We start from the raw sequence: 21,255 nt of genomic DNA, 5'->3' as shown, positions 1-21,255 counted from the left end.
CCGCCGCCGCCCCGGGCCTGGCCGGACCGGGACCCGGCCGCGGCCGCCCGCCTGGCCGCGGCACGCGCCGTCGTGACGGCGCTCGCCGAGGAGCACCAGGTGCCGGTCGAGAACCTGCTCCAGCCCGACCTGCTGCGCCGGCTGTGCTGGACCCCGCCGGGCCCCGACGAGGCGTCGGTCGAGCAGTTCCTCGCCGACGGCGGCGCGCGCCCGTGGCAGGTGGGCCTGGTCACGGCCCCGCTGTCCGCCGCCTTTGTTACTCTCCAGTAACCCTGGCCGCACAGCGGTGCGGGGACCCCGCTGAGCCCGATCCACCACCCTGCGCCTGAACCAGCACCGCCCGACCGGACGACGTCGTCCATTGGAGGCACGATGCCTGCCCGCCCCACCCGCTCAGTACGTGACGTCGTCTTCGTCGACGGCGTCCGCACCCCCTTCGGCCGGGCCCGGCCGGACGGGCTCTACGCGCACACCCGGGCCGACGACCTGGCCGTCAAGACGGTGCGCGAGCTGCTCCGTCGCCAGCCCGGCCTGCCGCCCGAGCGCATCGACGAGGTCGCGATCGCGGCCACGACGCAGTCGGGCGACCAGGGGCTCACCCTCGGCCGGACGGTCGGCGTGCTCGCGGGCCTGCCGCGCGAGGTGCCGGGCTTCGCGGTCGACCGCATGTGCGCAGGCGCGATGACGGCCGTGACGACGACGGCGTCGGCGATCGGCGTGGGTGCGCAGGACGTGGTGCTCGCGGGCGGCGTCGAGCACATGGGCCACCACCCCATGGGCGGCGACGCCGACCCGAACCCCCGGTTCGTCGCCGAGAAGCTCGTCAGCGCGGACGCGCTGAACATGGGCAGCACGGCCGAGAACCTGCATGACCGGTTCCCCGCGCTCACGCGCGAGCGCGCCGACGCCTACGGCGTGCGGAGCCAGGAGCGCTACGCCGCGGCCCTCGCCGCCGGCAGGATCACGCCCGACCTCGTGCCGATCGCCGTCCGCGACCCCGAGCGCGGCTGGGGCCTCGCGACGGCCGACGAGCCGCCCCGCCCGGGTACGACGCGCGAGGCGATCGCCACGCTGCCGACCCCCTTCCGCGCGGGCGGCCGCGTCACCGCGGCCACGAGCGCACCGCTCACCGACGGCGCGACGATGTGCCTGCTCGCCGCGGAGGAGACCGCCACCGAGCTGGGGCTCACCCCGCGCATGCGGCTCGTGTCCTACGCCTACGCGGGCGTCGACCCGGCGGTGATGGGACTCGGCCCCGTCCCCTCGACGGAGCGCGCCCTCGAGCGCGCGGGCCTGACGATCGACGACATCGGGCTCATCGAGATCAACGAGGCCTTCGCCGTCCAGGTGCTCTCGTTCCTGGACGCGTTCGGCATCGACGACGAGGACCCGCGGGTCAACCCGTACGGCGGCGCGATCGCCGTCGGGCACCCGCTCGCCTCGTCGGGCGTGCGCCTCATGACACAGCTCGCGCGGCAGTTCGCCGAGCACCCCGAGGTGCGCTACGGGATCACGACCATGTGCGTCGGGCTCGGCCAGGGCGGCACGGTCGTCTGGGAGAACCCCTTCGCCGGCAGCACGACCTCCGAGGAGCAGGCATGACCGGGACGACGACGACACCCGCGCCGGCAGAGCGGGTCACGCACGCGTACGCGCGCGACGTCGCACTGCCGGGCGGCGGCACCCTCGCGCTCGTGACGCTCGACAACGGCTTCGACCACACGAAGCCCACGACCCTGGGCCCTGCCGGGCTCACGGAGCTCCGCGAGGTGCTGCTCGCGCAGCAGGCGCGCGCGGCGGCGGGCGAGATCCGGGCCCTCGCGGTCACGGGCAAGCCGTACTACCTCGCGGCCGGCGCGGACCTGCGGGCCGTCTCGGGCCTCGTGGACCCGGCACTCGCACGCGGCATCGCCGAGCTGGGCCACGCCACGTACCGGCTGCTGGGCGAGCTCGGCGTGCCCACGTTCGCGTTCGTCAACGGCGCGGCACTCGGTGGGGGCCTCGAGCTCGCGCTCGCGTGCGACTACCGCACGGTGGCCGCCGACGTGTCCGCCCTCGCGCTGCCCGAGGCGTTCCTCGGTCTCGTGCCGGGGTGGGGCGGGTGCTACGTGCTCCCCCGGCTCGTCGGCATCCGTGCGGCCGTCGACATGGTGCTGACCAGGCCCCTCGCGAACAACCGGATGACCACGGCGCCCCAGGCGCTCGAGGTCGGTCTCGTCGACGCCGTGCTGCACCCGGCCGACTTCCTCGAGCAGTCCGTCGCCTGGGCGGCGCGCGTGCTCGACGGCGAGGAGCAGGTCACGCGACGCGAGCTGGACGGTCAGGACGAGTGGGACGCCGTGGTCGCCGCGGCCCGCCAGCAGCTGGACCGGCGGCTGCACGGCGCGAAGGAGGCGCCGTACCGGGCGCTCGAGCTGCTGGCGTCGGCGCGCACCGCGGACAAGGACGCCGCGTTCGCCGCGGAGGACGACGCGCTGACCGACCTGATCATGAGCGACCAGCTGCGCGCCGGTCTCTACGCGTTCGACCTCACGACCCGCAAGGCACGCAAGCCGGCGGGCGCCCCGTCAGCCGAGCTCGCCCGGCCCGTGCGCAGCGTCGGCATCGTCGGCGCCGGGCTCATGGCCGGCCAGCTGGCCGTGCTCGTGGCGCGGCGCCTGCGCGTGCCCGTCCTCATGCGCGAGGTCGACGAGGACCGGGTGGCGGCCGGGCTCGCGAACGTGCGCGGCCAGGTCGAGCAGCTCGCGCGCAAGGGGCGCGTCAGCGAGGGCGAGGCCAACCGGATCCTCGGCTCGATCCGGATCAGCACCGACCTGTCGACGCTCGCCGGCGCCGACCTCGTGGTCGAGGCGGTGACCGAGGTCCTGCCGCTCAAGCAGCGCGTGTTCGGCGAGCTCGAGGACGTGCTCGAGCCCGGCGCCGTGCTGGCCACCAACACGTCCGCGCTCTCCGTGACCCAGATGGGCGCGCACCTGCGTCGGCCTGAGCGCGTCGTGGGGCTCCACTTCTTCAACCCCGTCGCGCAGATGCCCCTGGTCGAGGTCGTGCGCACGCAGGCGTCGGACGACGCGGCCGTGGCGACGGCGTTCGCGGTGGCCAAGGCCCTGGGGAAGACCGCCGTCGGCGTCGCCGACCGCCCGGGGTTCGTCGTCAACCGGCTGCTGCTGCGGATGCTGGCCGAGGTGGCCGCGGCCGTCGAGGGCGGCACGCCCGTGACCGTCGCCGACCGGGCGCTGCGCCCGCTCGGGCTGCCGATGGGACCGTTCGCCCTCATCCAGCTCGTGGGCCTCCCCGTCGCGCTGCACGTGCTCCGCTCGCTGCACGAGGACCTCGGCGACCGCTACCCGCTCTCCCCCGGGCTCGAGCGGCTCGCGGCCGAGGGCCGCCGCGTGGTGCCCGAGCCGGACGGCACGGGCGCCGAGGCCGACGTCGACCCCGCGATCCAGGAGGTGTTCGGCGAGCCCGGTCGCGACGGCTCGCTCGACGAGCAGGGGGTCCTCGACGCCGTGCTCGCCGGGCTCGCGCAGGAGATCGGGCTCATGCTCGAGGAGGGCGTCGTCGAAGGCCCGGAGCAGATCGACCTGTGCATGGTCCTCGGCGCCGGCTGGCCGCTGCACCTCGGGGGCATCTGCCCGTACCTCGACCGCACCGGCTGGTCCGAGCGCGTGCTCGGCCGCAGGCTGCTGGAGCCCGGCGTGGCGGACGTGCCCGCGCCGCGGACGGCGGACGCCCCCGTCTGACGAGCGGGTGATCTGGCGCGACGCGTCGGCCGAGGGGTCACACAGCGGGCCCCTCGGCCGATGGTCGGGACGTGACGACCGACACCTCGACCGGCCCCCGTGGCGCCGGCACGGGCTCTGACCGCCCCGCGGGCGACCCGCCGTCGGCCCCCGCGGCCGGCGCCTCGCCCGGGCGTGCGCCCGCGGAGCGGGTGGCGAAGCTCCAGGGCCACCGCTTCCGCATGACGCTCATCGGCCTGGGCAACGCCGTGCTCCAGTCCGTCATGGTGTTCCTGTTCGCGTGGGCGGGGACGACGTCGTGGGGCGTCGCGACGGCCTTCGCCGTGACCATGCTGAGCACGACCGCGGCGTTCGCCGTCGCTGTGCGCACGGGCTGGAACCTGCGCCTGCGCGACCCCGCGCTCGTCGTGCCGCAGATGGCGTCGAGCTTCGTCATCCAGCTCGTGTACATCGTGCTCGCGCCGCGCCTGTGGGTGCTGTTCCTGGTCGCCGTCCTCGTGACGTTCACGTTCGCGATGGTGAGCTTCAGCCCGCGCCAGTTCTCGGTCGCGTCGTGGGCCGTCGCCGTCGGCCTCGCGGCCGCCTTCGTGGCGAGCCGGGACCGCTTCGGCCACCCCGGGACGTCGTCCGTCGACATGTTCCTCATCTGGGCGTACTTCGTGCTCTCCATCCATCAGCTGACCCTCATCGGGTCGCGGTTCAGCTCCCTGCGCAGCCAGCTGTCGGCGAAGAACGACCAGCTGACGGCGGCGCTGGCCAGGGTGCACGCCCTCGCCACGATCGACGAGCTCACGGGCGTCGCCAACCGGCGCTCGTTCATGACGGCCCTCACGGAGGAGCGCGCGCGGGCCGAGCGCGGCGACCGCCCCTTCGGCGTCGCCATCCTCGACGTCGACGCCTTCAAGCAGGTCAACGACGTCCACGGCCACGGCGTCGGCGACGCCGTGCTCGCCGAGCTGAGCCGGCTCGCCGCGGCGACCGTCCGCACGGCCGACCACTTCGCCCGGTACGGCGGCGAGGAGTTCGCGCTGCTGCTCGCGGCGCCCACGGGCGGCGAGGACGCCGTGCGCGTCGTCGAGCGCGTCCGGGTCGCCGTCGAGAGCCACGACTGGGAGGGCGTCGCCCCCGGCCTGCGGGTCACGCTCTCCGCCGGCGTCACCTGCTGGCGGCCCGGCGAGTCCGCCGAGGCGCTCCTCGCGCGCGCGGACCGCGCGCTCTACGAGGCGAAGGCGACCGGGCGCAACCGCACGGTCGGCGTCGGCACGTCGACGGCTCCGAGCAGCGCCTCCGACGACGGCGCCGTCGGTGAGGCCGTCAGTACGTCGTGAGGCCGCGAGCGCGGAACTGCCCGCGCACGCGCTCGACGAGCTCGGGTGACGGCGCGGCGACGTCGTCGAGCTCGTACCGCATGCCCAGCGACTCCCACTTGTCGCGCCCCATCTGGTGGAACGGCAGCACCTCGACCCGGCTCACGCTCGCGAGGGACGTCACGTAGTCGGCCACCGCCTCGACGTTCGCCTCGTCGTCGGTCAGACCCGGGACGAGGACGAACCGGACCCAGATCTCCGTCCCGCGCGCGGCCAGCCGGCGACCGAAGTCGAGCGTGGGCTGCAGGTCCCGGCCGGTGACGCGCCGGTACGTCTCGGGGTCGCCCGACTTCACGTCGAGGAGCACGAGGTCGACGTCGTCGAGCATGGCGTCGGTGCAGTGGGCGCCGAGGTAGCCCGACGTGTCGAGCGCCGTGTGCAGCCCCATCTCCTTGGCGCCGCGCAGGACCCGCGCGACGAAGGCCGGCTGCATGAGCGGTTCGCCGCCCGAGAGCGTCAGCCCACCGCCCGTGACCTTCAGGACGGGGAGGTAGCGGCGCACCCGGCCGAGGAGCTCCTCGGCCGTGACGGGCTCGCCGCGCCGCATCTCCATCGTGTCGGGGTTGTGGCAGTAGAGGCAGCGCAGCGGGCAGCCCGACAGGAACGCCGTGAGGCGCGTGCCGGGGCCGTCGACCGCGGTGACGAGCTCCCACGAGTGGAGCGAGCCGAGCTCGCCCGCGCGCATCTGGGCGAACCGCACCGAGCGGTCGGCGTCGGACAGCTCGAGGCCGGCCGTGCCGGCGACCGCGCGCTGGTGGGACCCGGCGACGACCGGCACGGTCAGCTCGACCACGGGTGCGCCTTCGAGGGTTGTGCTCATGAGCTCACGTCACAGCGCGCCGTGGAACGTCCGCGAGAGCACGTCGAGCTGCTGCTCACGCGTGAGGCGGACGAAGTTGACCGCGTAGCCGGACACCCGGATGGTCAGCTGCGGGTAGTTCTCCGGGTGATCCATCGCGTCCAGGAGCGTCTCCCGGTTGAGCACGTTGATGTTCACGTGGAAACCGTGCGAGACGTCGTAGGCGTCGAGCAGCCCCACCAGGTTCGTCACCTGCTCGGCCCGGTCGCGGCCGAGGCCCGACGGCACGACCGTCGAGGTCAGCGAGATGCCGTCCTCGGCCTGGTCGTACGGGAGCTTCGCGACCGAGAGCGCGCTCGCGAGCATGCCGTGGGAGTCGCGGCCGTTCATCGGGTTGGCGCCCGGGGCGAACGGCTCGCCGGCGCGGCGCCCGTCCGGCGTGTTGCCGGTGTGCGTGCCGTAGACGACGTTCGACGTGATGGTCAGCACCGACTGCGTGTGCTTCGCGTTCCGGTACGTCGGCTGGCGGCGCACCTTCTCCATGAAGCTGCGCACGAGCTCGACGGCGATGTCGTCCGCGCGGTCGTCGTCGTTGCCGTAGGTCGGGAAGTCCCCCTCGACGACGTAGTCGACGACGAGACCCGTCCCGTCGCGCACCGGCCGCACCGTCGCGTGCTTGATCGCCGAGAGTGAGTCGGTCGCGACCGAGAGGCCGGCGATGCCGCACGCGAGCGTGCGCAGGATCGCCCGGTCGTGCAGCGCCATCTCGATGCGCTCGTACGCGTACTTGTCGTGCGACCAGTGGATGCAGTTGAGCGCGTCGACGTAGGTCTGGGCGAGCCAGTCGAGCAGCTGGTCGAACGCGGCGCGCACCTGCTCGTAGTCGAGGACGTCGCCGGCCACCGGCGCCGTCACGGGGGCGATCTGCTTGCCCGTGACCTCGTCCCGACCACCGTTGATCGCGTACAGCAGCCCCTTGGCGAGGTTGACCCGGGCGCCGAAGAACTGCATCTGCTTGCCGACCGTCATGGCCGAGACGCAGCACGCGATCGCCGCGTCGTCGCCGCACTGACGGCGGATGAGGTCGTCCGACTCGTACTGGATCGCCGAGGTGTCGATCGAGACCTGCGCGCAGAACCGCTTGAAGCCCTCGGGCAGCCGGTGGCTCCAGAACACCGTGAGGTTCGGCTCGGGTGCCGGGCCGAGGTTGTACAGGGTCTGCAGGTAGCGGAAGGACGTCCGCGTCACGAGCGGGCGCCCGTCCTCGCCGAGCCCGCCGATGGACTCGGTGACCCACGTCGGGTCGCCCGAGAACAGGGCGTCGTACTCCGGCGTGCGCAGGAACCGCACGATGCGGAGCTTGATGACCAGGTCGTCGATCAGCTCCTGCGCCTGCTCCTCGGTGATCCGGCCGGCGGCGAGGTCGCGCTGCAGGTAGACGTCGAGGAACGTCGAGGTGCGGCCGAGCGACATGGCCGCGCCGTTCTGCTCCTTCACCGCGCCGAGGTAGGCGAAGTAGAGCCACTGGACCGCCTCGCGCGCGGTCGTCGCCGGCCCGGAGATGTCGTAGCCGTACGACGCCGCCATCTGCTCGAGCTCGCCCAGCGCGCGGATCTGCTCGGCGATCTCCTCGCGCTCGCGGATCACGTCCTCGGTCGAGCGCTCCAGGTCGAGCTCGGCGCGCTCGAGCCTCTTCGCGGCGACGAGCCCGTCGACGCCGTAGAGCGCGACGCGGCGGTAGTCGCCGATGATCCGGCCGCGGCCGTACGCGTCTGGGAGCCCGGTGATGAGGTGCGAGCTGCGGGCCGCGCGGACGTCGGGCGGGTAGACGTCGAAGACGCCCGCGTTGTGCGTCTTGCGGTACTCGGTGAAGATCTTCGCGATCTGGGGGTCGGCCTCGTAGCCGTAGGTCTTGAGGGCGCCCTCGACCATGCGCCAGCCGCCGTACGGCATGATCGCGCGCTTGAGCGGCGCGTCCGTCTGCAGCCCGACGATCAGCTCGTCGTCCCGGTCGATGTAGCCGGGCGCGTGCGCGGTGATCGACGACGGCGTCGTCGCGTCGACGTCGTAGACGCCCCTCTCGCGCTCGGCGGGGAACATCTCCGACAGCCGCGCCCAGATCCGCGTCGTGCGCTCGGTCGGGCCGGCGAGGAAGGACGCGTCGCCCGCGTAGGGCGTGTAGTTGCGCTGGATGAAGTCCCGGACGTCGACGCCGTCCTGCCAGGGCCCGGGGACGAACCCGTGCCAGGCCGCCGGAGGGCCGTCCTGCGCCGGGGCGACCGTGGTGTGGTCTGCGGTGATGGCCATTCGAACCGTGCTCCCTCGTCGACGTCCTCTGACGTCTACGACGGTAGGCGCGCAGTCATGGGACGACCTGGGACCTTCGGCTCGCCCGCCGGCGCGAGGCGCCGGCGACCGCCGCGAGCGCGCGCGCCGTCAGAGCGCCCGTGCCGTCAGCCGGCAGCGAGGCGGGCCAGCACGTCGACCGCGATGTCGGGCGCGCGCAGGCGCAGCGCCTCCACGAGCTGGGCGCGGCTCGCGTGGTCGAGGAACGCGTGCGGGATGCCGACGGGCTGGACGCGCGCCGTGACGCCCGCCTCCTCGCAGCGCTGGGCGACCACGGAACCCACCCCGCCCTCGACGAGGCCGTCTTCGACCACCACGACGTGGTCGTGCTCCGCGGCGAGCTTCACGAGCGCCGGCTGGACCGGGAGCACCCAGCGGGGGTCGACGACCGTGGCTCCGAGGCCCTCGGCGGCGAGCAGGCCGCCGACCTCGACGGCGGTGTGCGCCATCGGCCCGACGCCGACGACGAGCACGGACCGCGCACCCTCGGGGGCCTCGTGGCGCGCGAGCACGTCGACGAGCTCGAGGCTCTCGACCGCGGGCAGCGCGTCGGGCAGCGGGCCCTTGGGGTAGCGCACGACCGTCGGGGCGTCGTCGACGTCGACGGCGGCGCGCAGCGCCGACCGCAGCGTCTCCTCGTCCCGCGGCGCGGCGAGCTGGAGGCCGGGCACGACGCGGAGCAGCGCCATGTCCCACATGCCGTTGTGGCTCGCGCCGTCGTCGCCCGTGAGGCCCGAGCGGTCGAGCACGAACGTGACCCCGGCGCGGTGCAGCGCGACGTCCATGAGGACCTGGTCGAACGCGCGGTTGAGGAAGGTCGCGTACAGGGCGACGACCGGGTGGAGCCCGGCGAACGCCATGCCCGCGGCCGACGTCACGGCGTGCTGCTCGGCGATGCCGACGTCGAAGACGCGTCCCGGGAACTCCGCCGCGAAGGGCGCGAGCCCGACCGGCTGCACCATCGCGGCGCTGATCCCGACCACGTCGGGCCTGCGGCGACCGATCGCGACCATCTCGTCGGCGAACACCGAGGTCCAGCCGAACCGGGACGGCGCGACGGGCAGCCCCGTCTCGGGGTGGATGACGCCGACGGCGTGGAACCGGTCCGCGACGTCCTGCTCGGCCGGCACGTAGCCGCGGCCCTTCTCGGTGATGACGTGGACGATGACCGGGCCGCCGAACGCCTTCGCACGCCGCAGCGCCGTCTCGACGAGGGCGACGTCGTGCCCGTCCACGGGACCGACGTACTTGATGCCGAGGTCCTCGAACATGCCCTGCGGCGCGACGACGTCCTTGATGCCCTTCTTGAGGCCGTGGAGGGCCTCGTAGGCGAGGCGTCCGGGCGGGCCGGAGCGCCGCAGCGTCCGCTTGCCCCACGCGAGCACGTCCTCGTACCCGCGCGTCGTGCGCAGCACGTCGAGGTGGTGCGCGAGGCCCCCGATGGTCGGGTCGTAGGAACGGCCGTTGTCGTTGACGACGACGACGAGCCGGCGGTCCTGGCCGGACGCGATGTTGTTGAGCGCCTCCCAGGCCATGCCGCCCGTGAGCGCGCCGTCACCGATGACGGCGGCGACGTGGCGGTCGGTGCGCCCCTGGAGCTGGTTGGCGCGCGCGATGCCGTCGGCCCACGAGAGCGCCGTCGACGCGTGGGAGTTCTCGACGACGTCGTGCGCGGACTCGCCGCGGCTCGGGTACCCGGACAGACCCCCGCGACGGCGCAGCTCCGAGAAGTCGGAGCGGCCCGTCAGGATCTTGTGCACGTAGGACTGGTGACCGGTGTCGAAGACGAGCGTGTCCTGGGGCGACTCGAACACGCGGTGCAGCGCGAGCGTCAGCTCGACCACCCCGAGGTTGGGCCCCAGGTGGCCGCCGGTGCGCGAGACGGACTGGATGAGGAACTCGCGGATCTCGCCCGCGAGCTGCTCCAGCTGGCCCGGACGCAGCGCGCGGACGTCGGCCGGCGAGGTGATCCGGGGCAGGAGGGCCATCCGGCCATCGTACGGCGGGTCGTGCCGCACGGCGTGCTGCACGGCGCCGCGCACCCGGTCGGCTCCTACGCTGGGCCCATGCGCTTCCTCCCCGGCCACCAGCCGACGACCGACCTCACCTACGGCGACGTCTTCCTCGTGCCGTCCCGCTCGGAGGTCACGTCGCGCTTCGACGTCGACCTCGCCAGCCCGGACGCGACCGGCACGACCATCCCGGTGGTCGTGGCCAACATGACCGCGGTCTCGGGCCGGCGGATGGCCGAGACCGTCGCGCGTCGCGGCGGCATCGCGGTGATCCCCCAGGACATCCCGGGCGACGTCGTCGCCGACGTGGTGAGCACCGTCAAGGCCCGGCACACGGTGGTCGAGAGCGCCGTCGTGGTCGCGCCCGGCGACACCGTGCACACCGCGCTGACGCTCATCGGCAAGCGCTCGCACGGCGCGGCCGTCGTCGTGCAGGACGGGCGTCCCGTGGGCGTCGTCGCCGAGGCCGACTGCGTGGGCGTCGACCGGTTCACGCAGGTCGGAGCCGTCATGACGAGCGACCCGACCGTGGTCGAGGCGGAGGTCGTGGCGGCGGAGAACGGGCTCGAGCAGGCGTTCGAGCGCCTGCACCGGTCGCGGCGCCGGTTCGTCCCCGTCGTCCGGGACGGCGTCCTGCTCGGGGTCCTCACCCGGACGGGCGCGCTGCGCAGCTCGATCTACGCGCCCGCGGTCGACGACGCGGGCCGGCTCCGCGTCGCCGCGGCGGTGGGGATCAACGGCGACGTCCGGGCGAAGGCGGCCGCGCTGCTCGAGGCGGGCGTCGACGTGCTCGTGGTCGACACGGCGCACGGCCACCAGCGCAAGATGCTCGACGCCCTGGCGGCGGTCCGGAGCCTGTCCCCCGACGTCCCGGTCGCCGCGGGCAACGTGGTCACGGCCGAGGGCACGCGCGACCTGGTGGAGGCCGGTGCCGACATCGTCAAGGTCGGCGTCGGCCCGGGCGCGATGTGCACGACCCGCATGATGACCGCCGTGGGCCGGCCGCAGTTCTCCGCCGTCCTCGACTGCGCCGCCGAGGCGCGCCGGCTCGGCGCGCACGTCTGGGCCGACGGCGGCGTGCGCTACCCGCGCGACGTCGCGCTCGCGCTCGCGGCCGGCGCGTCCCAGGTCATGATCGGCTCCTGGTTCGCCGGCACGCACGAGAGCCCCGGTGACCTGCACGCCGACGGCGACGGCAGGCTCTACAAGGAGAGCTTCGGCATGGCCTCCGCGCGTGCCGTGGCGGCCCGGACGCAGGGCGGGTCGGCCTTCGACCGCGCGCGCAAGGGCCTGTACGAGGAGGGCATCTCGTCGTCACGCATGTACCTCGACCCGGCCCGGCCCGGCGTCGAGGACCTGCTCGACCAGATCACCTCGGGGCTGCGCAGCGCCATGACCTACGCGGGCGCGACGTCCCTCGAGGAGTTCGCCGAGCGCGCCGTCGTGGGCATCCAGTCGGCCGCCGGCTACGACGAGGGCCGCCCGCTCCCCGCCGGCTGGTGACGACGCCAGGGTGACGACGGCATGGTGACGAAGGCCTCGGCACGCGACGAGCTCGCGGCCCTCGCGGCCGCCGGGCTGACGTGGCCCGGCTGGCCGGCGCCGGACCCGTCGGCGCGTCCGGCCGCGGTGCTCGTGCTACTCGGCGCCCTCGACCGCGTGCCGGCGCACCACCGGTCGGCGGCCGTGCGGGCCGACCTCGACGTGCTCCTCGTCGGACGCGCGACGTCCCTCAACCACCACGCGGGCCAGGTCTCGTTCCCGGGCGGTCGCGTCGACCCGGGCGACGAGGGACCGGTCGGCGCGGCCCTGCGCGAGGCGGTCGAGGAGACCGGCCTCGACGCCTCGGGGGTCGAGGTGCTGGGCACCCTCGGGGAGCTGCCGGTGCCCGTGAGCAACCACCGCGTGACGCCCGTGCTCGCCTGGTGGGAACGCCCCTCCCCCGTCGCCGTCGTCGACCACGCCGAGTCGGCGCACGTCTTCCGGGCGCCCGTGGCTGACCTGCTCGACCCCGCGAACCGCCGCACGGCGAGCTTCGGCGGCCCGCGGCTGCCCGTACGGCACCTGAGCCCCGCGTTCCTCGTCGGTCCGCACGTCGTCTGGGGGTTCACGGCCCTCGTCCTGGACCGGCTCTTCGACGCGCTCGGCTGGACGGAGCCGTGGGACCGGCGGGCGACGGTCGAGATCTCGCGCTGACCCGGCCGCGGGGCGGTGCGCCGCACCACCCGGGAGGGCGCTGCCCGCGCGGGTGGCGGGCCCTAGGCTCGGGACATGCCACCCGTGCCCGCCCCTCGCCGCGGCTCACGTCGAGCCGGCCGCGTCCTCGGGGTCGCACGGACCGGCACGACGTCGGCGGTCCCGACGGCCCCCGGCACGACGTCGGCGGTCCCGACCGCCCCCGGCACGGCGGCGCCCGTCCCCGCGGGCCCGGCTCCGACACCCGGTCGCGCGGCCGCACGGCACGTCCTCGTCCTGCAGCACGCACCCTGGGAGGGACCGGGACTCATCGCCCGCGCGCTCGGCGCCCAGCCGCGGACCGCGCGCCTCGTGCTCGACGAGCACGACCCCGACCTCCCGCGCGCGCGCGACCTCGCGGGGCTCGTCGTCATGGGCGGCCCGATGAACGCGGACGACGACGAGCGCTACCCCGGTCTCGCCGCCGAGCGGCGCCTGCTCGCGGAGGCGGTCGACGCCGACGTGCCGGTGCTCGGCGTGTGCCTCGGCATGCAGCTCCTGGCGCGGGCCCTGGGCGCCACCGTGCACCGCGCGCACGGCACCGAGATCGGGTTCGCACCGGTGGACGTCGTCACGGCGGACCCGGTGCTCTCACCGCTCGGGGACCGGCCGCAGGTGCTCCACTGGCACGGCGACGCCGCGGACCTGCCAACCGGGGCGACGCTGCTGGCCTCGACGAGGCGTACCCCCGTGCAGGCGTTCCGTGCCGGCAGCGCGCTGGGCCTCCAGTTCCACCTCGAGGTGGACGAGGAGCTGCTCCGCTGGTGGCTGACGACGCCCGACATGGCGACCGACCTCGCGCTGCACCGGGTCGACGTCGGGGCGCAGGCGCGGCGGGTGCTGCCCGGTCTGGTGCCGGCGGCGCTCGAAGGCCTGCGGGCGTTCGCGGGGGCGGTCGCCGCACGCGGCTGAGCCGCGCGGGCCACCCCTCTGACGACGGGCTGCCCGTCAGACGACGGGCGCCAGCTCGCGCAGGCGCGCGAGCACGCCCTCGACGTTCTTCTTGTTCTTCCCCCAGTCCACCAGCGTGGTGACGAGGGTGCTCGCGCTGTGCAGCTGCACGACGGCGCCCTGAGGCCCGTGACCGATCGTGGCGGTGACCGTCTCGCCCCAGCTCAGCCAGCTCGTGGCCGCAGTCCCCCGCATGGCCCCACCGCCGCCGGAGACGTCACGCAGCCCCGCGCGGTTGAACGCCTCGTACACCGCCGCCTCCGCCTGCTGGGGCGGGAGCCGCACCTCGATCGTCACCGTGGACGACGCCGTCATGCCTGTTCCTCCTCGGGCCACGCGCCGCTGGACACGCGGGCGTACGAGCGGCGGACCATGTCCTCGAGCACCGCGAGGTCGACGCCGTCGAGCTTCTTCAGGTAGAGGCACGACACGCTCGTGGTGTGCGGCCCGAGGCGAGCCAGGTCCTCCGCGTAGTCGTCGAAGCCGTCGGCGAAGTACACCGTGGTGCTCGCCTTGCGCGGCGAGAACCCGGCCGCCTGGGCGTCACCCTCGCGGCCCGACGCGTACCGGTAGTGGTAGCTGCCGAACCCGATGATCGACGGTCCCCACATCACCGGCTCCCGGCCCGTGGCCCGCCGCATGAGCTCGAGCACCGTCCGGGCGTCCTCGCGGCGGGACGGCGGCTCGACCGCGTCGACGAAGGCGCCGACGTCGGCCGTCGTCGCCTGCGTCTTGTTCTCGTCCGACCGTGCCGCCATGGACGGCAGTATGTCGCGCGGGAGTGCCCGCCGCACAACCCGTCCCGCGGCGCGACGCGCCGACGTCGCGTCAGGCCTCCGGGCCGGCCAGGCCCATGTCGCGGAGCACGGTCCCGGCGCCCCACGCGTCGACGTCGAGCTGCGCCATGCCCGTCCTCGCCGCGAGCGACGCCGTCACCGGTGCGGAGGCGGGCAGGCCCCCGCGGCGGCCGAGCACCTCCTCGAGGACCGCGAGCTGGTCCTCCGCGACGGCGAGGACGCGGAGGAGCGTCAGGCCGGCCTGCAACGAGCCGTCCCAGAGGTCCTCGACCCCGCCGGACTGCGAGCCCGAGTACGACGCCGGGGCGGCCGCGAACGTGCGCGCGTGGGTGAGCAGCGCCTCCACGACCTTGGGTGGCTGGACGTCCCGCACGTCGGGCTCCTGCCCGTCGCGCGTCCGGCACGCCGCCTCGGCCAGTCGCTGCGTCGCGCCCGCGCACCAGAGCACGAGCTGCTGAGCACCGACGAGCCGCAGAGTGAGGGTGACGTCGAGGAAGCCGTCCTGGCTGACAGCGCGCAGGTCCCCGCCGTCCTCGACGAAGAGCGGGTTCGCCGAGGGAGCGCCGAGGCGGTGCTCGGTCGCCCGGACGAGATCGCGCAGGGCGGTCACGGCCGGCCGCACGAGCACGCGCGCGTCCCGCAGGCTCACGCTCTGCTGCACCGGACGCACGCCCGTCCGGGAGCTGTCGCCGAAGGCGTCGAGGACCGCCTCGACGTCCACGTCCCCGGGCGTGCGGTGGTCGAGCCGCGGCACGGCCACGAGCGCCGACGCAGCGGCCAGGAACCGACCCAGGTGCCGCGCGAGCGCCAACGACGCCGCGACGCCGACGGCGGTCGACACGAACGTCCCGTTGATGAGGGCGATGAGGTCGCCCGCGTCGAGACCCGCCGAGTCGTCTCCGAGGGCTCCGGCCGCCCACCACGCCGCGGGAACCACGTCACCGCTGCCGTACGACGCCTCCCACGCGATGCTCGTACCCACGGCCGGCCGGCCGATCGCGTCCAGGACCGCGTCGAAGCCGCGCGACGAGACACCCGACCCGCCGTGCGCGAGCTGCTCCGCCTTGCAGGCGCTCACGAGACGCAGCGGGCGCACCGCCACCGGACGTGCGGGCCCGAGCAGGTGCGCGGCGAGCAGGTCGGCCTGGTCGCGCTCGACCGCGGCACGGTGGTCGAGCGGGCCCAGGAGCGTCGTGAAGCCGTACACCGCCGGGCGGGGCTCCTGCCCGATCAGCCGCTCGACCCGAACGCGCTCCGCACGGACGCGGTCGCGTGCCGCGTCCCAGTGCGGGGCCACCGCACCGGAGGCCGCCGCTGCGACGACGCGGGCCAGGGCGCCGCTCACGGGGCCTGCTGCCCGACGTCCGACAGCGGCCTCGCTGCAGCCGCCTCGCCGCGTGGACGGGCGTCCGGCCGGTCCCGCCCGCTCGGGACCGCCCGGGCGGGCACGGGCGGCGGCGCGGACGCGTTCACCGCGGTCGGTCGCGCCGGACGACGGCGCACGTGCTCGAGGTAGCCGAACACCCCGACCACGAGCAGCAGGCTGACCCCGAGCCAGACGTCGGTGTCGACGACGCGGAGCAGGTGCATGACGCCACGCCTGTCGCCGCCCGCCTGCTCGCTCACGTCACCCGCGAAGGCGAGCGCGACGACGGAGAGCAGCAGCTGGGTCCCGGACACGACGCCGAGGACCGTGAGCACCCGCTGGACGGCACCCTGGTAGCTGGCGTCGAGCCGGTCGCGGCGCCGGACGGCCACCTGCTCGATGCCGTGCACGCGCCGGTCGATGCGCTCCGCGAGCTCGTCGTAGGACCAGGCGTCGAGCAGCCCGAGCGCCACCGCTCGACGCACTCCCTGCACGTGCAGCGCCAGGTCGTCGTACAGCAGGTTGTGCGCGGAGACGTCGGTCATGAGCAGCTCGGCCTCGAGGCTGAGCGCGACGACGTCCGCGCGCCCCGTCGTCGCCTCGCGTGCCTGGTGGCGCGCGACGTGCGCCGAGCGCGTCGCGATGGCGTCGAGGTCCTGCCAGACGACCTGCCCGTCGAGGAGCCCGAGCAGCACCTCGGCCTGCTCCGCCGGAGGGAGCCGGTCCAGGCCGACGACGACGTTGTTCCCCCAGCCGAGCCGGGCACCGCCGCGCTCGCCAGGGACACCGATCCGCACCTGAACGACGTCGTCCGGCAGCCAGCAGTCCGGCACGGGGTCGCCCTCGTCGTCCACCAGCAGCGTGCGGTTCACCCAGCGCGGCTCGACGTCGACCCCCACGACGTCACGGAGGAGGTGCGCCACGACGACGTTGCACGTCTCCTCGAGCTCGAGCGACGTCCCGACCGGACCGGTCGTCGTGAACCGACAGGTCAGCGCAGAGAACTCGCCCAGCCGGACGAGCTGGACCTGCGCCGCCACCCCGGCCCCGGCGACGTGGTGCGTCCCGGGCAGCCGCTCGACCTCGTGGCGCAGCTCCTCGGGCTCGTACGAGATGCGGGTGCGCAGCGTCGCGCTCCCCTGGGCGCCCGGGCCACCCGTGAGACGGGTCGACCGTCCGAACGGGTCCCCCGGCACCGGCGCCACCAGAAGGAGTTCCAACGCCGTGAGATCCAACGCCGTGACCCTCCCCCGGGCCCGGGCACCTCCCGCCGGCCGCCCGCCCATGCTAGTGGCGGGCGGGCGGGCGGCCGTCGCGGTCGGGGCGCGAGCCGTGGGCGCGGCGTCAGGCCCCGACGAGCGAGCGCAGGACGTACTGGAGGATGCCGCCGTTGCGGTAGTAGTCAGCCTCACCGGGGGTGTCGATGCGGACGACCGCGTCGAACGAGACGACGGAGCCGTCGGCCTTGGTCGCGCGCACCTCGAGCGTCCGCGGCGTCGAGCCCTCGTTGAGCGCCGTGACGCCCGCGATGTCGAACGTCTCCGTGCCGTCGAGCCCGAGCGAGTCGGCCGTCTCCCCCGCAGGGAACTGGAGCGGTAGGACGCCCATGCCGATGAGGTTCGACCGGTGGATGCGCTCGAAGCTCTCGGCGATCACGGCGCGGACGCCCAGCAGCCGGGTGCCCTTGGCTGCCCAGTCGCGCGACGAGCCGGAGCCGTACTCCTTCCCGCCCAGGATGACGAGCGGGACGCCGGCCTCGGCGTAGGCCTGCGCGGCGTCGTAGATCGTCGTCTGCTCGCCCGTGAGGTGGTTGACCGTGAAGCCCCCCTCGACGCCAGGCACGAGCTGGTTGCGCAGCCGGATGTTGGCGAACGTGCCGCGGATCATGACCTCGTGGTTGCCGCGGCGCGAGCCGTAGGAGTTGAAGCTCCGGCGCTCGACACCGTGCTCCGCGAGGTAGCGGCCGGCCGGGCTGTCGGCCTTGATCGACCCCGCGGGGCTGATGTGGTCGGTCGTGACCGAGTCGCCGAGCTTGGCCAGCACGCGGGCGCCCGCGATGTCCACGACGGGCTCCGGCGTCGCGCCCATGCCCTCGAAGTACGGGGGCTTGCGCACGTAGGTCGACTCGGGGTCCCACGCGAAGGTGTCGCCCTCGGGCGTCGGCAGCGAGCGCCAGCGGTCGTCGCCGGCGAAGACGTCGGCGTAGTCGGCCGTGAACATGTCGCGGTCGATCGACGAGTCGATCGTCGCCTGCACCTCGGCCGGCGCGGGCCAGATGTCCCGCAGGAAGACCGGCTCGCCCGCCTCGGTGGTGCCGAGCGGCTCGTTGTCGAAGTCGAAGTCCATCGTCCCGGCCAGCGCGTACGCGATGACCAGCGGCGGCGACGCGAGGTAGTTCATCTTCACGTCGGGGTTGATGCGCCCCTCGAAGTTGCGGTTGCCCGAGAGCACCGAGACGACCGAGAGGTCGTGGTCGTTGACGACCGCCGAGACCTCCTCCGGGAGCGGACCCGAGTTGCCGATGCACGTCGCGCAGCCGTAGCCGACGAGGTGGAACCCGAGCTTCTCGAGGTAGGGCCAGAGGCCGGCCTTCTCGTAGTAGTCCGTGACGACCTTGGAGCCCGGCGCCATCGACGTCTTGACCCACGGCTTGGCGGTCAGGCCCTTCGCGACGGCGTTCTTCGCGAGCAGCGCCGCGGCGAGCATGACCGACGGGTTGGACGTGTTGGTGCACGACGTGATCGACGCGATGACCACGTGGCCGTGGTCGAGCTCGGTCTGCGTGCCGTCCTCGAGCGTGAGCGGCACGCGCTTGTGCGGGCGCGTCGCGGCGTCGCCGTGCCCGACGTGCGTCGGCTTGTCGGAGCCGTCGGCGTGCTCGCCGGCGGCGATCGGGTCGGACGCCGGGAAGGTCTCGGCGACGGACTCGTCCAGACCCGTGAAGGCCGCGCGCGCCGCGTCGTCGACGTAGTCGAGGATGCTCGTGGCGAACGACTCCTTCGCCTCCGTGAGCTCGATCCGGTCCTGCGGGCGCTTCGGCCCGGCGATCGACGGGACGACCGTCGACAGGTCGAGCTCGAGGTACTCCGAGAACACCGGCTCGGTGTACGTCCCGGACGCCGGGTCGTGCCACAGGCCCTGCTCCTTGGCGTACGACTCGACGAGAGCGACCTGCTCGTCGGAGCGCCCGGTCAGGCGCAGGTAGTCGAGCGTGACGCCGTCGATCGGGAAGATCGCGCAGGTCGAGCCGAACTCCGGGCTCATGTTGCCGATCGTCGCGCGGTTGGCCAGCGGCACCTGCGCCACGCCGTCGCCGTAGAACTCCACGAACTTGCCGACCACGCCGTGCTCGCGCAGCTGCTGCGTGATCGTCAGCACGACGTCGGTCGCGGTGACGCCCGGCGGGATGGCGCCCGAGAGCTTGAAGCCGACCACGCGCGGGATGAGCATCGAGACCGGCTGGCCCAGCATCGCGGCCTCGGCCTCGATGCCGCCGACGCCCCAGCCGAGCACGCCGAGCCCGTTGACCATCGTGGTGTGCGAGTCCGTGCCGACGCACGTGTCCGGGTACGCGCGCAGCACGCTCCCGTCACCCGTCGCGACCTCGCGCGTCATGACGACGCGCGCGAGGTACTCGATGTTGACCTGGTGCACGATGCCGGTGCCGGGCGGGACGACCTTGAAGTCGTCGAACGCCGTCTGGCCCCAGCGCAGGAACTGGTAGCGCTCGAAGTTGCGCTGGTACTCGAGCTCGACGTTGCGCTCGAACGCGTCGTGGCGCCCCGCGACGTCGATCTGGACGGAGTGGTCGATGACCAGCTCGGCCGGCGCGAGCGGGTTGATCCGCGCCGGGTCGCCGCCGAGCTCCGCGACCGCCTCGCGCATCGTCGCGAGGTCGACGACGCACGGCACGCCCGTGAAGTCCTGCATGACGACGCGGCCCGGCGTGAACTGGATCTCGGTGCTGGGCTCCGCCGTCGGGTCCCACGACGCGAACGCGCGGACGTGGTCGGCGGTGATGTTGGCGCCGTCCTCGGTCCGCAGGAGGTTCTCCGCGAGGATCTTGAGGCTGTACGGCAGCCGCTCCAGGCCCGGCACGGCGGCCAGCCGGTAGATCTCGTAGGAGGCTCCCCCGACCTCGAGGGTGCCCTTCGACCCGAACGTGTCGACGCTGCTCACGGATGCTCCTTCGTGGTTCGTCCCCCGCAGGACTCGCGGCGGGGGTTGGGGCCGGTCGCAGGACCTGGCCGCCGACGTCCGCAGACCTCCCAGCAGGCTATCGGCAGCCGCGTGCGGGAGATATCTCGACGTCAAGATATCTTACCGCGTCGGTCACGAACGGTCGAGCACCGCGACGCACTCGACGTGGTGGGTCATGGGGAACAGGTCGAACGCCCGCACCTCGCCGAGCGCGTAGCCGTGCCCCTCGAGGTAGGCCACGTCCCGTGCGAGCGCCGCCGGGTCGCACGCGACGTAGACGACGCGCTCGGGCCCGACGCCGGCGATCGCGGCGACCACGTCCCGCCCGGCGCCCACCCTCGGCGGGTCGAGCACGACGACGTCGGCACGCGAGACGGCACCGCCCGCGAGCACCTCCTCGACGGGTCCCTCGTGCAGCGCGACCTGCGGGTGCTCGTGGACGTTGCGGCGCGCGTCGCGCACGGCGCGCGCGTCGCCCTCGACGGCCACCACGCGGCCGTCGGCACCGACGAGGTCGGCGAGCGGCAGCGTGAGCAGACCCGCGCCCGAGTAGAGGTCCACGACCGTCGCCCCGGGCCGCTCCCCGACCGCGGCGACGACGGCGCCGGCGAGGGCGGCCGGCGCGGCGCGGTGGACCTGCCAGAAGCCGTCGGCCGCGACCCGCCAGGTGTACTCGCGTCCGGCGACCTCGGCACGCTCGCGCACCGCGGCGCGCGCGTTGGGCCGGCGGTCCGGGCCCTTCTCGCCCCACGGCACGCCGTCGACCAGGACGAGCGGCCGGTCGCCACCCACCGGCGCGACCGCCGTGATGCGGGCGCCGGGCGGCCACCGCCGGTCGAAGAGGCCGAGCTCGCGCAGCTCGGGCACCGCGAGCGGCATGTCCGCGAGCGGCACGACGTCGTGCGAGCGCGTGCGGTGCATGCCCGCGCGCCCCTCGGCATCCGTGACCAGCTCGATGCGGGTGCGCCACGACCACCCGTCGTCGTCACCCGGGACCGCCTCGACGACGACGTCGCGCTCGGTGCGCGCGAGGCGCCGCAGCTGCTCGGCGACGACGTCGGCCTTCCACCGGCGCTGTGCGGGCAGGGCGACATGGGCGAGGTCGGCCCCGCCCACCCCGCTCGGCCCCGCCTCGGGCCAGGCGAGCGGCACCCGGTCGGGGCTCGCCTCGAGCACCTCGAACGCGTCGGCGCGCCAGAACCGGGCGCCCTCGCGGCCGTCGGTCACGAGGGCGCGCACCCGCTCGCCGGGCAGCGTGTGACGGACGAAGACCACGCGCCCCTCGTGCCGGGCGACGCAGATGCCGCCGTGGGCGACGGCGCCCACCTCGAGCTCGAGGACCTCGCCGTCGTGCTCGCCCGCCGCCGGACCGCGCCGGGGACCGGGCCGGGCGGACCGGTCCGGCCGGTCGCCGTCGCCCGTGCGGCCGCCCCGCCCGGGGC

The 21,255-nt window shown here is 74.4% G+C and carries 15 protein-coding genes and 1 pseudogene; 7 read left to right on the top strand and 9 right to left on the bottom strand.

Annotation, left to right across the window (positions count from 1 at the left end; translation table 11 throughout):
* From ICW40_RS08680 to ICW40_RS21500, 4 genes and pseudogenes are all read left to right on the top strand, one after another.
* Window positions 1–270, top strand: a pseudogene (locus ICW40_RS08680) (ribonuclease D); the annotation flags it as partial.
* A 102-nt stretch (window positions 271–372) separates the two neighbouring features.
* Complete coding sequence (locus ICW40_RS08675) at window positions 373–1,602, top strand: thiolase family protein (protein ID WP_221653434.1); 1,230 nt, start codon at window positions 373–375, stop codon at window positions 1,600–1,602.
* The gene (locus ICW40_RS08670) at window positions 1,599–3,740 is read left to right on the top strand and encodes a 3-hydroxyacyl-CoA dehydrogenase NAD-binding domain-containing protein (RefSeq protein ID WP_221653433.1); all 2,142 of its coding nucleotides are present in this window, start codon (window positions 1,599–1,601) and stop codon (window positions 3,738–3,740) included. Before ICW40_RS08675 ends, ICW40_RS08670 begins: the two co-directional genes overlap by 4 nt.
* Before the next feature lie 71 nt (window positions 3,741–3,811).
* Window positions 3,812–5,068 carry a GGDEF domain-containing protein gene (locus ICW40_RS21500; RefSeq protein ID WP_221653432.1) on the top strand — a complete coding sequence of 419 codons (1,257 nt, stop codon included), beginning with the start codon at window positions 3,812–3,814 and terminating at the stop codon, window positions 5,066–5,068.
* On the opposite strand, the gene pflA is transcribed toward ICW40_RS21500, so the two are convergent.
* The 3 genes from pflA to dxs form a co-directional block, all read right to left on the bottom strand.
* Window positions 5,055–5,927, bottom strand: a complete 873-nt coding sequence (pflA, locus tag ICW40_RS08660; protein ID WP_221653431.1) for a pyruvate formate-lyase-activating protein — start codon at window positions 5,925–5,927, stop codon at window positions 5,055–5,057. The genes ICW40_RS21500 and pflA overlap by 14 nt on opposite strands.
* 9 nt (window positions 5,928–5,936) lie before the next feature.
* The gene (gene pflB, locus ICW40_RS08655) at window positions 5,937–8,213 is read right to left on the bottom strand and encodes a formate C-acetyltransferase (RefSeq protein WP_221653430.1); all 2,277 of its coding nucleotides are present in this window, start codon (window positions 8,211–8,213) and stop codon (window positions 5,937–5,939) included.
* 146 nt (window positions 8,214–8,359) lie between these two features.
* The gene (gene dxs, locus ICW40_RS08650; RefSeq protein ID WP_221653429.1) at window positions 8,360–10,240 is read right to left on the bottom strand and encodes a 1-deoxy-D-xylulose-5-phosphate synthase; all 1,881 of its coding nucleotides are present in this window, start codon (window positions 10,238–10,240) and stop codon (window positions 8,360–8,362) included.
* A gap of 78 nt (window positions 10,241–10,318) precedes the next feature.
* Here dxs and ICW40_RS08645 point away from each other — a divergent pair, with 78 nt between their 5' ends.
* From ICW40_RS08645 to ICW40_RS08635, 3 genes are all read left to right on the top strand, one after another.
* The gene (locus tag ICW40_RS08645; protein ID WP_221653428.1) at window positions 10,319–11,767 is read left to right on the top strand and encodes a GuaB1 family IMP dehydrogenase-related protein; all 1,449 of its coding nucleotides are present in this window, start codon (window positions 10,319–10,321) and stop codon (window positions 11,765–11,767) included.
* A gap of 21 nt (window positions 11,768–11,788) precedes the next feature.
* Window positions 11,789–12,460, top strand: coding sequence for an NUDIX hydrolase (locus ICW40_RS08640; RefSeq protein WP_221653427.1), 672 nt, complete (start codon window positions 11,789–11,791; stop codon window positions 12,458–12,460).
* Between the two features lie 75 nt (window positions 12,461–12,535).
* Window positions 12,536–13,411 carry a type 1 glutamine amidotransferase gene (locus ICW40_RS08635; protein WP_221653426.1) on the top strand — a complete coding sequence of 292 codons (876 nt, stop codon included), beginning with the start codon at window positions 12,536–12,538 and terminating at the stop codon, window positions 13,409–13,411.
* A 36-nt stretch (window positions 13,412–13,447) separates the two neighbouring features.
* On the opposite strand, the gene ICW40_RS08630 is transcribed toward ICW40_RS08635, so the two are convergent.
* The 6 genes from ICW40_RS08630 to ICW40_RS08605 form a co-directional block, all read right to left on the bottom strand.
* Window positions 13,448–13,765, bottom strand: a complete 318-nt coding sequence (locus tag ICW40_RS08630) for a hypothetical protein (protein ID WP_221653425.1) — start codon at window positions 13,763–13,765, stop codon at window positions 13,448–13,450.
* Window positions 13,762–14,208 (bottom strand): DUF1801 domain-containing protein, encoded by a 447-nt coding sequence (locus ICW40_RS08625; protein WP_221653424.1) that lies wholly within the window; start codon window positions 14,206–14,208, stop codon window positions 13,762–13,764. The genes ICW40_RS08630 and ICW40_RS08625 overlap by 4 nt, the downstream gene beginning before the upstream one ends.
* A 70-nt stretch (window positions 14,209–14,278) precedes the next feature.
* Window positions 14,279–15,592: an aromatic amino acid lyase gene (locus tag ICW40_RS08620; RefSeq protein WP_221653423.1), complete on the bottom strand. Its 1,314-nt coding sequence runs from the start codon at window positions 15,590–15,592 to the stop codon at window positions 14,279–14,281.
* Window positions 15,589–16,833 (bottom strand): hypothetical protein, encoded by a 1,245-nt coding sequence (locus tag ICW40_RS08615; RefSeq protein WP_221653422.1) that lies wholly within the window; start codon window positions 16,831–16,833, stop codon window positions 15,589–15,591. Before ICW40_RS08615 ends, ICW40_RS08620 begins: the two co-directional genes overlap by 4 nt.
* A 124-nt stretch (window positions 16,834–16,957) precedes the next feature.
* Window positions 16,958–19,792 (bottom strand): aconitate hydratase, encoded by a 2,835-nt coding sequence (locus ICW40_RS08610; RefSeq protein WP_221653421.1) that lies wholly within the window; start codon window positions 19,790–19,792, stop codon window positions 16,958–16,960.
* 153 nt (window positions 19,793–19,945) lie between these two features.
* Window positions 19,946–21,139: a class I SAM-dependent RNA methyltransferase gene (locus ICW40_RS08605; RefSeq protein WP_221653435.1), complete on the bottom strand. Its 1,194-nt coding sequence runs from the start codon at window positions 21,137–21,139 to the stop codon at window positions 19,946–19,948.
* Window positions 21,140–21,255 lie beyond the last annotated feature (116 nt).

The organism is Actinotalea ferrariae, assembly GCF_019733465.1.
GTDB lineage: Bacteria > Actinomycetota > Actinomycetes > Actinomycetales > Cellulomonadaceae > Actinotalea > Actinotalea ferrariae_A.
The sequence above is the reverse complement of the archived record's forward strand: the minus strand, read 5'-3'. Positions and strand labels throughout refer to the sequence as shown.